The 13,752-nt window shown below is 63.9% G+C and carries 15 protein-coding genes; 5 read left to right on the top strand and 10 right to left on the bottom strand.

All coding sequences use genetic code 11. From position 1 onward, the window contains the following. The 5 genes from V3572_RS14180 to phoU all read left to right on the top strand — a co-directional run. Positions 1–1,005: ABC transporter permease (locus tag V3572_RS14180; RefSeq protein WP_332111669.1), on the top strand; the 1,005-nt coding region annotated here is incomplete at its 5' end. Continuing rightward, a complete protein-coding gene (locus V3572_RS14175) occupies positions 1,002–1,901 on the top strand; it encodes an ABC transporter permease (RefSeq protein ID WP_332111668.1) in 900 nt (299 codons plus the stop codon). The genes V3572_RS14180 and V3572_RS14175, both read left to right, overlap by 4 nt. A 2-nt stretch (positions 1,902–1,903) precedes the next feature. Continuing rightward, positions 1,904–2,890 (top strand): ABC transporter ATP-binding protein, encoded by a 987-nt coding sequence (locus V3572_RS14170; protein ID WP_332111667.1) that lies wholly within the window; start codon positions 1,904–1,906, stop codon positions 2,888–2,890. Then, complete coding sequence (locus V3572_RS14165) at positions 2,883–3,476, top strand: ABC transporter ATP-binding protein (protein WP_332111666.1); 594 nt, start codon at positions 2,883–2,885, stop codon at positions 3,474–3,476. The genes V3572_RS14170 and V3572_RS14165 overlap by 8 nt, the downstream gene beginning before the upstream one ends. A gap of 178 nt (positions 3,477–3,654) precedes the next feature. After that, positions 3,655–4,311, top strand: coding sequence for a phosphate signaling complex protein PhoU (gene phoU, locus V3572_RS14160; protein WP_332111665.1), 657 nt, complete (start codon positions 3,655–3,657; stop codon positions 4,309–4,311). 210 nt (positions 4,312–4,521) lie between these two features. On the opposite strand, the gene V3572_RS14155 is transcribed toward phoU, so the two are convergent. The 10 genes from V3572_RS14155 to V3572_RS14110 all read right to left on the bottom strand — a co-directional run. Next, positions 4,522–4,824, bottom strand: a complete 303-nt coding sequence (locus V3572_RS14155; protein ID WP_332111664.1) for a helix-turn-helix domain-containing protein — start codon at positions 4,822–4,824, stop codon at positions 4,522–4,524. 61 nt (positions 4,825–4,885) lie between these two features. Then, on the bottom strand, positions 4,886–6,271 hold the full coding sequence (locus tag V3572_RS14150) for a hypothetical protein (RefSeq protein WP_332111663.1): 1,386 nt from the start codon (positions 6,269–6,271) through the stop codon (positions 4,886–4,888). Positions 6,272–6,400: 129 nt separating this feature from the next. Next, positions 6,401–7,168 carry a tryptophan synthase subunit alpha gene (trpA, locus tag V3572_RS14145; protein ID WP_332111662.1) on the bottom strand — a complete coding sequence of 256 codons (768 nt, stop codon included), beginning with the start codon at positions 7,166–7,168 and terminating at the stop codon, positions 6,401–6,403. Next, a complete protein-coding gene (gene trpB / locus V3572_RS14140; RefSeq protein ID WP_332111661.1) occupies positions 7,165–8,346 on the bottom strand; it encodes a tryptophan synthase subunit beta in 1,182 nt (393 codons plus the stop codon). Before trpB ends, trpA begins: the two co-directional genes overlap by 4 nt. Before the next feature lie 136 nt (positions 8,347–8,482). Next, positions 8,483–9,139 carry a phosphoribosylanthranilate isomerase gene (locus tag V3572_RS14135; protein WP_332111660.1) on the bottom strand — a complete coding sequence of 219 codons (657 nt, stop codon included), beginning with the start codon at positions 9,137–9,139 and terminating at the stop codon, positions 8,483–8,485. After that, a complete protein-coding gene (locus V3572_RS14130; protein ID WP_332111659.1) occupies positions 9,136–9,939 on the bottom strand; it encodes an indole-3-glycerol phosphate synthase TrpC in 804 nt (267 codons plus the stop codon). The genes V3572_RS14135 and V3572_RS14130 overlap by 4 nt, the downstream gene beginning before the upstream one ends. Beyond that, on the bottom strand, positions 9,932–10,936 hold the full coding sequence (gene trpD / locus V3572_RS14125; protein ID WP_332111658.1) for an anthranilate phosphoribosyltransferase: 1,005 nt from the start codon (positions 10,934–10,936) through the stop codon (positions 9,932–9,934). The genes V3572_RS14130 and trpD overlap by 8 nt, the downstream gene beginning before the upstream one ends. Before the next feature lie 24 nt (positions 10,937–10,960). Beyond that, a complete protein-coding gene (locus V3572_RS14120; RefSeq protein ID WP_332111657.1) occupies positions 10,961–11,551 on the bottom strand; it encodes an anthranilate synthase component II in 591 nt (196 codons plus the stop codon). Beyond that, entirely contained in the window at positions 11,535–12,959 is a 1,425-nt protein-coding gene (locus V3572_RS14115) for an anthranilate synthase component I family protein (RefSeq protein ID WP_332111656.1), read from the bottom strand. The genes V3572_RS14120 and V3572_RS14115 overlap by 17 nt, the downstream gene beginning before the upstream one ends. Further along, positions 12,956–13,752, bottom strand: a 797-nt coding sequence (locus V3572_RS14110) for a prephenate dehydrogenase/arogenate dehydrogenase family protein (protein ID WP_332111655.1), incomplete at its 5' end; no start/stop codon positions are given. The genes V3572_RS14115 and V3572_RS14110, both read right to left, overlap by 4 nt.

Below are 13,752 nucleotides of genomic sequence, written 5' to 3'. Positions count from 1 at the left end.
GCAGGCCTCCCCCCTGGCGCGTGGCGTATGATCAGCTATCTCCTGCGGCGTAGCATCCATCTGGCGGCGCTTCTGGCCGCCGTGTCGGTGCTGTCGTTCACCCTGGTCAGCATGTCGCCCATCGATCCGGTGGACGCCTACATCGGGGCCGACGTCATGAAGGTCGGCCCCGAGCAGCGGGCCAAAATCGCCGCCCGATGGGGCCTGGACAAGCCGCCCCTTGAACGCTTCACGGCCTGGGCCGGGAACCTTTTGCGCGGGGATTTCGGCGTCTCGGCCATCTACAACGAACCCGTGCTCACGGTCATCGGCAAGCGTTTCGCCATGTCCCTGTGGCTGATGGCCCTGGCCTGGGTATTTTCGGGGCTGTTCGGCTTTGTCCTGGGGGTCGTGGCCGGGGCCTTCGAGGGCGGGCTGTTCGACCGGGCCGTGCGGTTTTACGCCTATCTGCTGGCCGGGACCCCCACCTTCTGGCTTGGGCTTTTGCTGCTTTTGGTTTTTTCCGTGGCCCTGCGGCTGACGCCCGTGTGTTGCGCCTTTCCTCCCGGGGTGACCCCGCAGGAGGCCACGCTGTGGCAACGGCTGTGGCATCTGGCCCTGCCTGCGGCCACCCTGTCCATCGTGGGCATAAGCGCCGTGATCCTGCACACCCGCCAGAAAATGATCCAGGCCATGCGCTCGGACTACGCCCTGTTCGCCCGGGCCCAGGGCGAGGACACCATGGGGGTGGTGCGCCACCATGCCCTGCGAAACGTCGTCCTGCCCGCCGTCACCCTCCAGTTCGCCACCCTGGGGGAGCTTTTCGGCGGCTCGATTCTGGCCGAACAGGTCTTTTCCTATCCGGGGCTGGGGCAGGCCACGGTGGAGGCCGGGCTGCGCGGCGACGTGCCGCTGCTCTTGGGCATTGTCCTGGTCAGCGCGGTGTTCGTGTTCACGGGCAACACCGTGGCCGACCTTTTGTACCGGGTCATTGACCCGCGCATCGGATGGCGGGGGGCCGCATGAGGGCCGCCCAGGCCGTTTCTCCCGTTTCCCCCCGTTCTCCCGGGGGCGCCGGATTCCGGCTGGCGGACGCCCTGGGGCTTGGCAGCCGCCGGGGGCGCTGGCTGTGGGCCATGGGGGCGTGTCTGGCGGTGTTCGCCGCCGTCCCGGTCCTGGCCTGGCTTCTGGGCGATGCCGGGCTTGAGCCCGATCTTCTGGCCAGGAACCAGCCGCCGTCCCTGCACCATCTGTTCGGCACCGACACCCTGGGCCGGGACATGTTTTCCCGCACGGTGCATGGCCTGATGTTGTCGCTTCGGGTGGGCCTTTTGGCGGCGGCGGCCAGCTCCATCCTGGCCCTCGTCCTGGGCGTGGCCTCGGCCAGCCTGGGCCGGGCGGCGGACGGCGTGGTGAGCTGGCTGGTGGACATCTTCATGACCGTGCCGCACATGGTCCTTTTGATCCTCATCTCCTTCGCCGTCGGGGGCGGGGCGCGCGGGGTGGTCATCGCCGTGGCCCTCACCCATTGGCCGGCGCTCACCCGGGTCATCCGGGCCGAGGTGCTGCAACTGCGCGGGGCCTTGTACGTGCGGACTGCGCGCCGGTTCGGCAAGGGGCCCCTGGCCGTGGCCGCCACCCACATGCTGCCGCATCTTCTGCCCCAGTTCTGCATCGGCCTGATCCTGCTTTTTCCCCACGCCATCCTGCACGAGGCCGCCCTGTCGTTTCTGGGCGTCGGCCTGTCGCCGCACACCCCGGCCGTGGGCATCCTTTTGGCCGAGTCCATGCGGCATCTGTCCACGGGCTATTGGTGGCTCGGGATTTTGCCCGGGGCGGCGCTTTTATGTCTGGTGAAGTGCTTCGACATCCTGGGATACAACCTGGACCGGCTGCTCGATCCCAAAACCTCGCAGGAATAGCCATGCTGACGGTCACGGATCTGTCCATCCGATTTGAACGCTACGGCCGGGGGTTGGCCCGCACGGCGCTTATGCCCGTGCATCACCTGGACCTGGATATCGGGCCCGGGGAGATCGTGGCCGTGATCGGGGCCAGCGGATCGGGGAAAAGCCTTCTGGCCCACGCGGTGCTGGGCATTTTGCCGGACAATTGCCGGGTGGACGGGGAGATCCGGTTTAGGGGCGAACCCCTGACCCCGGCCCGGCAAAAGGCCTTGCGCGGTCGGGAGATCGTGCTGGTGCCCCAGTCCGTGGGGTTTCTTAATCCGCTCAAAAACGTGGGCGCCCAGGTGCGCCGGGCCGCCATCCTCGGCGGGGGGGCCGGGCGCGACGCGCCTGGGATCACGGACGCGGCCTTTTCCCGGTACGGGCTGGCCCCGGCCGTGCAGGCCCTTTTTCCCTTCCAGGTCTCGGGGGGCATGGCCCGGCGGGTGCTGACGGCCACGGCCACCGTGGGCCGGGCCGACCTGATCGTGGCCGACGAGCCCACCACCGGCCTGGACAGGGAGGCCTCCGAACAGTCCATGGCCTTTTTGCGGCAGTTGGCCGATGAGGGCCGCTCGGTCATGGTCATCTCCCACGACCTGTCGGCGGTTGTGCCCGTGGCCGACCGGGTGGCCGTGTTTTTGTCCGGAACCACGGTGGAGGGTGCGCCAGCCGGGAGTTTCAACGGCCACCCCGAGGCCCTGCGCCATCCCTACAGCCGCGACATGTGGCGGGCGCTTCCCGACCACGGGTTCGATCCCGGTCCCGACCGCGCGGCCGGGCCTGCCGGATCGCCCGGGCTTGCCGGGTCGGGCGGTTCGGGCGGAGCGGCCAACGTGGACGACGGCCATGCGGACGGCTGCCCGTATGTGCGGCGGTGCGCCCGGGCCGATGCGGCCTGCGTCGGCATGTTCCCGCCCAAGCGCCATTTCGGGCGCGATTTCGTGAGGTGCCGCCATGCTTGAGGCCCGGGGCGTGGGGCATCGCCATGGCCAAAACGGTCCCTGGGTGGTGCGCGAAGTGGATCTGACGGTGGCCCCGGGCGAGGCCGTGGGGCTTTTCGGGCCAAGCGGCGCGGGCAAGACCACCCTGGGCAACATCCTGGGCGGATATCTGGAGCCCGAGGCCGGAGCGGTTTTTGTGGACGGCGCGCCGCTGCCCCGGCAGGGATATTCCCCGGTGCAGTGCATCCACCAGCATCCGGAACTGGCCGTCAATCCCCGCTGGCCCCTTTCCCGCACCCTGCGCGAGGCCTGGTCGCCGCCCGAGGCCCTGCTGGACGCCCTGGGCATCGCGCCCGGCTGGCTCGGCCGCTATCCCCATGAATTAAGCGGCGGCGAACTGCAACGCATCGTGGTGGCCCGGGCGCTGGGGCCAAAGACCCGCTATCTGGTGGCCGACGAGATGACGGTCATGCTCGACGCCCTGACCCAGGCCCGCCTCTGGCGCACGGTCATGGACCATTGCCGGGAACGCGGCGTGGGCATGGTGATCATCAGCCACGACGCAGCACTCCTGTCCCGGGTGTGTTCCCGGACCATCTCCCTGTGATCCCGGCGACGGGAATTTTGCCGTGGGTCGGCCCGGCCGGTCGTCAAGTTCATCAAATCGTCACGCGCGGCAGGTAGCGTCGTTCCATCACAGTGGTGGCCTGTATGCCTTTGGCAGGGGCCGCGTTGAGCGCCCGGTCGAGGCGGACGCAGGAACCGGGGCGCGGGAGACAAAGCGCGTGGATACCTCTTTTCAGCATGATCTGGAAAAGCTCAAGGTCGATGTCCTGACCATCTTTCATAACGCCCGGGAGGCCGTGCATCAATCCCGGAAGGCGCTCTTGGACCGCGACGAGGTCGTGGCCCGGGAGGTCATTGACGGCGACGAGGACATTAACGCCCTGGAATGCGCCATCGACGCCGAGATTTTGCGGCTTCTGGCGCTGAACCAGCCCGTGGCCAAGGATCTGCGGTTCATTGTGGGCTGCATGCGCATGGTGGTGGGCATCGAGCGCATCGGCGACGAGGCGGCGGGCATCGCGGCCCGGGCCCTGGGCATCCTGGACCGGCAGCCCCTGCCGCGCAGCATGCTGGTGGAGGAGCTTTTCGGGTTCGCCCGGGAGTCCATGCGCAAGGCGGCCAAGGCCTTTGCCGACCTGGACGCGGACCTGGCCCGGGAGTTGTGCGTGGACAGCGAGGATGCGCTGGAGCTGAACATCAAGATTTTCAAGGAAATGAACGAATATATGATCGCCGAGTCGCGCACGGTGGAGCGGGCGGTGCAGATGTGCTTTGTGGCCCATGCCCTCAAAAGGGTGTGCGACCAGTGCTCGAACATCGCCGAGAGCGTCATCTTCATCAAGGAAGGGGCCTGCAACCGGCACCGCTGCGACTGACGATCTTTTTCTCTTTCGAGCAATCGAAAAGCGCCCCGGCTGGTGAACGGTCGGGGCGCTATTTTTCGTGGAGAGAGGGCGTTTGTGCGTGGCAGGTCAAAGCGGTAGTCCGGGTAGACGAGGCTCACCAGGGCGCCCTTGCGGGGGTGCAAAAAGAAAGGGAAAGAGGCAATGCAGGAGGGGGGTCCGTGTCGATTCCTCGGCAGGCGCTCAGCACAGGGCCTCGATCCCCTTTCGATCCACCACGTCGAGCAGGCGCAGGGACGGCCCGCTGGGCTTTTTCAGGCCGCGCTCCCAATGTTCGACAGTGGAGGGCTTCACATTCAAAAATGTGGCGAAAACCGTCCGGCTGGTCTTCGTCTTCGTGCGGATGGCCTTGATCTGCTCGGCGCTGTATTGCTTTGCTTCGGGAACGCAAAGCATTTTGATCTGGCGCAAGGTGATCTTGTCCATGCCTCCGGCGTTGTAGAGCCCTTCGGCCATTTCGAGGATGGCATCGTGAAGATCGGTCATGGCTTTTGTCTGTGTATTTGTTTTAATACGCAAGAGCATGGTAATGTTTGAGAATACTATGTCAGCAGGTACATTTTTTCTTCAAGCAGCTAATATTGATCCCAAGGTCAGTAAAAGTGATGAGAGTTAGGATTGCGATGGCAATACGGTATTCACTGTGAAAGTTCATGACGTCTTCTTCGCGAAATTTTATGGCGGAGTGGAATAATAAGTTTCTCCTCTTTGAGATCTTATCTGCCATTTTTATGTCAATGGAAAACCCATAGCAATTGATATCAGTGATCGCTCTTTGAAGAAGTATTTTTAATGAAGGTGATTTTTTCTCTTTTATAGTAACATGCTTCTTTGCAAATTCTTGTATAGAGGCAGATCGTGCGGAATCGATCCATTCAAAAAATTCATTTTTTGTGTTGATAAAGGATAGCTCATCCATGCTTGTGTATTTTTTTTCAAGACACTGCTCCAAGACTGGTAGGAGTACTTTAAATTTATCAACTAGATTTTTTGAGACAAACTTGCAATATCCAATTGTGGAGATTCTTTGAGAAATATTTTCTTGGTCACTGAAATATTTGTTTAGGATGACATCAATTGTTCCACCTCCAAATCCATTGTGGTGTAAGCACATGGCAAAGTGTTGATATTCTTCTGACTTCCAATGCCCTCCACCAATATTTAGTTCTCCGCAGAATTCATATTCATGGTTATCCATAGTATATGTTTTGTTTATGCAAACATTGAATGTTGATCGTTTTGTTTGGTGGCCAATAAGAACGCAAAATAGACTGTCAAGTCCGATACAATACTTTATGATTGTTTTGAGATTTACGGGATTTGGAAATGCAAGTAAGAGTCTTGCAGATGATTTTATTGTCCCAGAAATATGCGCAGTGCTGAGAGAATTCCCGGCGCTACATGTTGCCTTTCCGATATGTTGAATGTCGAATTTATATTCCGTGCTTTCAGTAGATTTGATACACGCCGCTTGGGTTTCGTAATCATATTCTGGTAAGATAGCTGGAGCACCATACCAAGATAAAAAAGACAAGGAATTCATTTCCAGTGATATAAATTGATCTTCTTCAAAATTGTCAACCGGGATGTTTGTTAGTAGTGCTTGGAATGTGCCTTTAAGGATAACTCGAGGATATATATAATTTATTCCGAATGAGCCAGGATGTGTATTCAGCGCCGTAGGATATATCAATGTGCAAGGTGTCTGATAATCTAGTAGGCCAACAACAGTTTTATGGTCTCGGAATGGTTGTTCATTGTAGATATTTCTTGCATCAGTATGCCGGATGACTTCAAAATTCCAAGTTTCCCCGGACGCGCTGGGGGGAGTGATTGAACCAGTCCATGAAGTATTCAGAATAGGTGTTTCGGCATTTTGAGATGAAGCGTCACTGCCGACTTTTGAGTTTTGGTCAGGGAAGAAAATCCACATGGAGAACTCCGGCGAGTGGGATATAACTTTTTTTATATTCAGGGCTGGCTATTGTGTCAATAAACAGGGCGTCCCGACCAACCCCGGCCGGGACGCCCTTTTTCATGCATGCTTTGCCGCGAAGCGGGATCAGGCCCAACGGGCCATAAACGACGCCGAATCGCCCCCGGCGCGGATATGGTCGATCAGCGCGCTGCCGAACACCGCCGCGTCGATCAAGTCCCCGAACTGGGCCAGTTGCTGCGGGGTCTTGATGCCGAACCCCAGGGCCACGGGCAGATCGAACACCTTTTTCACGTCGGCCAGGCGCGCTTTGATCTTCTCGGGCAGGCTCTCGCGCACCCCCGTGGTCCCCAAGACCGACACGAAATAGACGAACCCCCGGGCGGTCTTGGCATAGGCCCGCATGCGCTCCACGGGCGTATTGAGCCCCACCAGGCAGATCACATCCACGCCATGCGCCAAAAGCGCCTCGCGCAGGGGCCCGGATTCCTCCAGCGGCAGGTCCGGCACGATGCAGCCCGACACCCCGGCGTCGCTCATGTCCTCGCCGAGCTTGTCCAGGCCGTACTGCAAAAACGGGTTGTAGTAGCCCATGAGCACCAGCGCCGCCCGATACCGCCCCTTGCGCTTGGCCAGTTCGTACAGAATCCAGGACAGGCAGGTTCCGTTTATGAGGCAGTCCAGCGAGGCCTGCTCCACGGTGGGGCCGTCGGCCACGGGATCGGAAAAGGGCACCCCGATCTCGATGATGTCCGCGCCGGCCGCGTCAAGCTGGTCCAGTTCCGTGAAAAACCGTTCCTTGTCCGGAAATCCGCCGGGCAGAAACGGGATGAGCGCCTTTTTGCCCCGGGCGTTGGCCTCCCGGATGCGTTGCGTCAGAATCGACTGGCTCACAACGTCCCCCCTTTCTCCAGATATTCCTCGATGATCCCCAGATCCTTGTCGCCCCGGCCGGACAGGCACACGGCCACATGGCAGCCCGGCGGCAGTTCGTGGGCGTGCTCCAGCACCCAGGCCACGGCGTGGCAGCTTTCCAGGGCCGGGATGATGCCTTCCTCGCGGCAAAGGGCCGAAAAGGCCCGAAGCGCGCCGGTGTCGTTGACGGTGTCGTAACGGGCGCGGCCGGTTTTCTGCAGGTGGGCGTGCTCCGGGCCGACGCCGGGATAGTCCAGGCCCGGGGCGATGGAGTGCGACGGCATGATCTGGCCGTCCTCGGTCTGAAGCAGCATGCTCACGGCCCCGTGCAGCACGCCCGGGCGTCCCAGGGACAGGGGCGCGGAATGGTAGCAGCCCGGCTGGCCGGTCCCGGCGGCCTCGACCCCGATGAGCGTGACCTCGCGGTGCGGCACGAACTCGTGAAACATGCCGATGGCGTTGGAGCCGCCGCCCACGCAGGCCACCACGTAGTCCGGCAGCTTCCCGATCTTCTCCTGGAATTGGGCCTTGGCCTCGCGGCTGATGATGGACTGGAACAGGCGCACCAGGGTGGGGAAGGGGTGGGGGCCAGCGGCCGTGCCGAAGCAGTAGTGGGTGGTCTCCTGGTCGGCTATCCAGACCCGTAGCGCGGCGTTGATGGCGTCCTTGAGGGTCTTGGTGCCGGACTGCACGGGCACCACCTGGGCGCCCAGAAGGTGCATGCGGCGCACGTTGTGGGACTGGCGGCGAACGTCTTCGGCCCCCATGTAGACCGTGCAGCGCAGCCCCAGCATGGCCGCCGCCGTGGCCGTGGCCACGCCGTGCTGCCCGGCGCCCGTCTCGGCCAGCAGCACCGATTTGCCCATGTACTTGGTCAGAAGGCCCTGGCCCATGGTGTTGTTGATCTTGTGCGCGCCGGTATGGTTTAGGTCCTCTCGTTTCAGCCACAAATGTATCCCCAGCCGTTTCGATAAATTCGGGCACAGATACAGCGGCGAGGGCCGCCCCACGTAGTCGGCCAAAAGCGCGGCCAACTCGGCCTGAAAGGCCGTGGTGGGGATGATCTTCTCCATGGCCTCTTCGATCTCCAGAAGCGGCGGCATGAGCAGTTCGGGAACGAACTGGCCGCCGAAGTCTCCAAAATAGCTTTTGTTCATGGCGTGTTAAGCACCCTTTCTCAGTGTGTTAGGCAAACCCGCTTCCCTCCGCCGAACGTTTTGGAAGGGGGGTCCAGGGGGGAAACTTTTTTCAAAAAGTTCCCTCCCTGGCCGCCGGAGGCTCCCCCTCTTCCCGTCACTCCATTTTTTGGCCGCCTTGCGGCCATCGTCTGGCCAGGATGGCCCCGGCCTGGGCGACGGCGGCGTGGTCCTTGACGCCGGGGGATGTTTCCAGTCCCGAATTGAGGTCCAGGCCCGTGGGCGCGGCCGTATCCAGGGCGGCCTCCATGTTGTGCAGCCCAAGCCCCCCGGCCAGCAGCCAGGGTTGCGGCGGCTCAAGCCCCGCCACCAGGGAAAAGTCCATGGACCGGCCGTGGCCGCCGCCGGAGGTTCCGGCGTCGAGCAGGAAAAAGGCGCAGGACTCGGCGAAGCGGTCCATGGCCTTTTGGATGGCCTCTTTGGAGCCGAGCTTTTCCGGCCACAGGGTCTTTATCACCCGCTCGGGGCCGACGGCGCGGCAGAAGGCCTCGTTGTGGCGGCCGTGGAGCTGGGCCAGATCGAGTTCGGCGGCCTCCATGATGCGCACAACCTCGGCTACGTCCTGCTCCACGAAGACGCCCACCCGGTAGGCGTCGCCGCGCGGCAGGCCGAGGGCCTGTTCGGGGGTGATGCGGCGCGGGCTTTTGGCCGCGAAGATGAATCCGGTCATGGCGGCGCCTGCGGCCAGACAGGCGGTGACGTCGTCTGGCTGCGTCAGCCCGCAGACTTTAAAAAAGGGCGTCAGGGAGATCATGCGCCCTCCTTGTGGGCCTGAGCCTGGACCAATCCGGCCAGGGTTCGGCCAGGGTCGGCCCCGGCCATGATGGATGTGCCGACCAGTACGGCGTCGAAGCCGAGCTGCGCCATGCGGGCGGCCTGGTCGGGATGCGAGATGCCGCTGGCGGAGATCCAGATGCGGCCCGGACGCTTGCGCGTCGCCAGGCGTTCGGACACGCCGAGGTCCACGGCAAGCGTGTCCAGGTCGCGGTTGTTGACCTGGATGATGTGCGCGCCATGCACTTCGGCCCGGTCCAGGTCTTTTTCGTCGAAGACCTCCACCACGGCCTCAAGGCCCAGGTCGTAGGTCACCCGCAGCATGTCCGCCAGGGCCGTGTCGTCGAGCATGCGCACGATCAGAAGCAGGGCCGCAGCCGGATGGGCGGCGGTCTGGGCCACCTGGAGGGGATGCACGAGGAAGTCCTTGCGCAGAAGCGGCATGCCGGGCGCAGCCTTGGCGATCTCGTCCAGGTAGTCGAGGCTGCCCTTGAAATAGGCCTCCTCGGTCAAGACGGAGATGCAGGCCGCGCCGTTGTCCGCGTAGACCCGGGCCACGTCGGCCGGGGAAAGCCCCAGGTTGATGTCGCCCTTGGAGGGCGAGGCCCGTTTGTATTCGGCGATGACCGCAGCGCGTTTTCCGGACACGGCCCTGGCCAGGATGGCCCCGGAAAAGGACGGCCGGGGGGCGGCCAGCGGCGGCGGCAGGCCGCCGGACTCGGCCAGGGCCATGAGTTTTTCGATCTCGGGCCGCTTGGCGGCGCGAAACTTCTCAAGCATGGGCCTCTCCGAAGGCCTTGGCGGCAAGCCCGGCGGCCACGGCCTCCCGGGCCTTGTCCATGGCCTTGTCCATGGCCAGGTCTTCGAGCAGATGCAGGGCCGCGCCGAGGTTTAGGGCCAGCATGTCCAGCATGGCCCGGGGGCCGACCCCGGCCAAAAGGCCACGCAGGGTGTCCACGGCCTCGTCGCGGCCGGAGACCACCACGTCGCCGGGCTTGTGCGCCGGGAAGCCGAAATCGGCCGGGTCGATGCGGTCGCGCTTGAGCCAGCCGTCGCGCACGTAGCAGACGTCGGCCGGGCCGAAAGGGGTCAGTTCGTCGAAGCCGCCCGCGCCGTGCACCACCACGCCGCGGCTGAGGCCGGTCAGGGCCAGCACCTCGGCCATAAGCGGCACGTGGCGCGAGGTGGGCACGCCGAGGATCTGGTGTGTGGGCCGGGCGGGGTTTAAGAGCGGCCCCATGAGGTTAAACAGGGTGCGCGCGCCCAGCTCCTTGCGGATGGGGCCGATGCGCTTGAACGCCGGGTGGTAGCTGGGGGCGAAGAGGAAGACGAAGTTTGTGGCGTCAAGCGACGCCTTGACCGCGCCCGGCTCCACGACGAGGTCGAAGCCCAGGGCCTCCACGGCGTCGGCCGAGCCGCAGGCGCTGGATACGGCCCGGTTGCCGTGCTTGACCACCTTGTGCCCCATGGCCGCGAGGTACAGGGCCACGGCGGTGGAGCAGTTAAACGAGCAGGTGTTGTCGCCGCCCGTGCCGCAGGTGTCGATGCGGTCGCCCGTCAGGCCGGGAACGAGCCGGGCCTCTTCCAGGGCGGCGTTGACCCCGGCGGCGATCTCCACGGCGGATTCGCCCTTGGTTTTAAGTCCCATGAGAAAGGCGCCCACGCAGGAATTGGGCATCTCGCCGCTGTACATGGAGCGGAAGGCGGTCATGGCCAAGTCCTCGGGGAGGTTTTTGCCCACGGCCAGAAGTTCCAGCGCTTCAACGAATTTGTCCATCGCGTGTCTCCTTTTTCGTGGCCGTTAGCGGCCCGCTCCCTGAGGGAGGATGTTCTCCGGAAAATTGGCCAGAAGCTTCATGCCGTCCGGGGTGAAGACCGACTCGGGATGAAACTGCACCCCCACCCAGGGCCGCCCCCGCCAGGAAAGCCCCATGACCTCGTTCTCCTCGGTCCAGGCCGTGATTTCGAGCCGCTCCGCCGCCCGGGCGGCCTTGACCAGAAGCGAATGGTAGCGGCAGCACTCGAAGGGGTTGGGCAGCCCGGCGAACAGCCCGGTCTCGCGGTGGGTCACCATGGACGTCTTGCCGTGCATGATCCTGTCCGCCACCACGACCGGCGCGCCCGCGAAATGCCCCAGAATCTGGTGCCCCAGGCAGATGCCCAACACCGGGACTTCCTTGGGGAGCCTTTCTAAAAACTTCAGGCACAGCCCGGCGTTTTCCGGGGTGCTGGGGCCGGGCGAGATGCACACCATGTCGAGCGTGCCCGAGGCGGCCAGCTCCAGGATGGAGGGATCGTCGTTTTTTCTGACCTCGGGGTCTTTGCCGAGCATCTGGAAGGCCTGCACCACGTTGAAGGTGAAGGAGTCGAAGTTATCAATAAGTAAAAACATCGCCGCCCTCCTTGGATGCCAGGACCTCGGCCAGCACCCGGGCCTTGTTTTGACATTCCGTCCATTCCCTGGCCGGGTCCGAATCGTAGACGATGCCCGCGCCCGCCTGCCAGGACAGCATGCCGTCGCGAATCCACAGGCTGCGGATGGTGATGCCGGTGTCCAGGTCCACCCGGCCCGGGTCCAGGCCGATCCAGCCGATGGACCCGGCGTAGGGACCGCGCGGGGTCTTTTCCAGCTCGGCGATGATCTGCATGGCCCGCACCTTGGGCGCGCCGGACACGGTCCCGGCCGGGAAGGTGGAGGCCAACACGTCCAGGGCGTCCAGGCCGCTTTTGAGCTTTGCGGTCACGTAGGACACGATGTGCATGACGTGGGAGAACTGCTCCACCTCCATGAACTTCTCCACTTTGACCGTGCCCGGGGCGGCGATGCGGCCCAGGTCATTTCTCCCCAGGTCCACCAGCATGACGTGCTCGGCCCGTTCCTTGGGGTCGGCCAGAAGCTCGGCGGCCAGCGCCGCGTCCTCGGCCGGAGTGGCGCCGCGCGGCCGGGTTCCGGCGATGGGGCAGGTGGTCAGGGCCCCGTCCTGGCAGCGCACCAAAAGTTCCGGCGAGGAGCCGAGCAGGGTCATCCGGGGCAGGCGCATGAAAAACATGTACGGCGAAGGGTTCACCTGCCGAAGGCGCCGGTAGACCACGAAGGGGTTGCCGGAAAAGGGCGCGGAAAACCGTGTGGACAAGACCACCTGGATGCACTCCCCGGCCCGGATCATGTCCTTGGCCGTGGACACGGCGGCCATGTAGCCCTCTTGGCCCGGAGAGGCGGTCACCGCGCCCAGCACCGGCCGCTCCATGGCGTGGTAGATGTTTGAATGGTCGATATCGAGCCTGGCCCGGCCGCCCTCGTCCAGGGTCAGGTACGAGCAGCAGTGCTTGAGATGGTCGAAGACCACCACCTTGCCCGGCAGCACCAGACAGGCCTCGGCCTTTCCCGGCGGCAGGTCCGGGGCCAGCTTGGGTTCGAAGATCCCGGCCGCGCCGTAGCCGAAATAGCCGCACAGGGCGCGGGAGATGGGCGGCAGGTCGGCGAATTCCTGCGGCGGCAGGATCGTCAGGCGCCGGGTCAGCTCCCGCAGGCCGTCCACGAACGGGGCGCCGGACAGCTCCTCCAGTTCGGCCAGACGCGTGTCCTTGGCATGCACCCGCAGCCGCCCGTCCCGGATGTCTACCCGCAGCCGGAAATCCCAGGCGATGACGCTGAAGCGCCCCAGGCGGCCGTCCACCTCGGCGCTCTCCAGCAGAATGCCCGGTTTTTCGCCCACCAATCCCAAAAACAGGCTGATGGGGGTCTGGACGTCGGCCGGGAGCCTTTGGCCCCGCTGCGTCAACGTGATTGCGTTTGTCATGATGCATCCTTTGCGGAAGGTTCCCGGCTCCACCAGGCTGCGGCGCGCGTGGCGAGCAGATCCACGTCGCCCCCGGCGGCCACGTTGAGGAAGTTGCGATAGGTGCGCACGGCCTCCTGGCTGTGCGGGTTGGCCTCAAACAGCACCCCGAAGAGCCCGGCGTCCTCCAGGATGAGCTTTTTCGCGGCGGCCAGACGCCTCGTGAACGACGGGGTGATGAACTTCCCGATGTCCCCGGCGTTTTGCTGGGCGGCCAGGTAGGCCACCGTGGTCACGAAATTGAGTCCCTGCACGAAAGCCATGGCCCGGTCGTGCTCATGCGGGTCGGTGCGAAACGCGACGAACCCCAATTTTTCCATAAGTCGTTCGACGGCCTGCGCGGCCGCCTCGTCGCGGCCCGGGCAGCCGGGCATCACCGCCACCCGCAGGGCCTCGGCCGTCCCGTCCTGGCCGGTTTTTTCCCCGGTGGCGGGATTGGGGCCGAAAAGCGGATGCGTGCCCACCACCGGGCCAGTGTACGCCGACAGCATGTCCTGCACCGGCAAGACCTTCACCGAGCCCACGTCGGCCAATATCGCCCCCTGCTTCATGGCCGGGACCACGCACCGCGCCACGTCGCCCGTGACCGTGACCGGCACGGACAAAAGCGCCATGTCCGCGCCGCCCACGGCCGCCGCGATTTTTTCCGGCGTCAAAGGCCGGTCCAGCTCCCGGACATCCAGGCCCGCCCCCTGGCACCGCTTCACGAAAAGTTGCCCCATGCCGCCACGCGCGCCTACGATGGCGATCGAAG

The organism is Desulfolutivibrio sp. (assembly GCF_036584575.1).
Classification (GTDB): Bacteria; Desulfobacterota; Desulfovibrionia; order Desulfovibrionales; family Desulfovibrionaceae; genus Desulfolutivibrio.
This window is presented reverse-complemented; position numbering and strand designations above follow the sequence as displayed.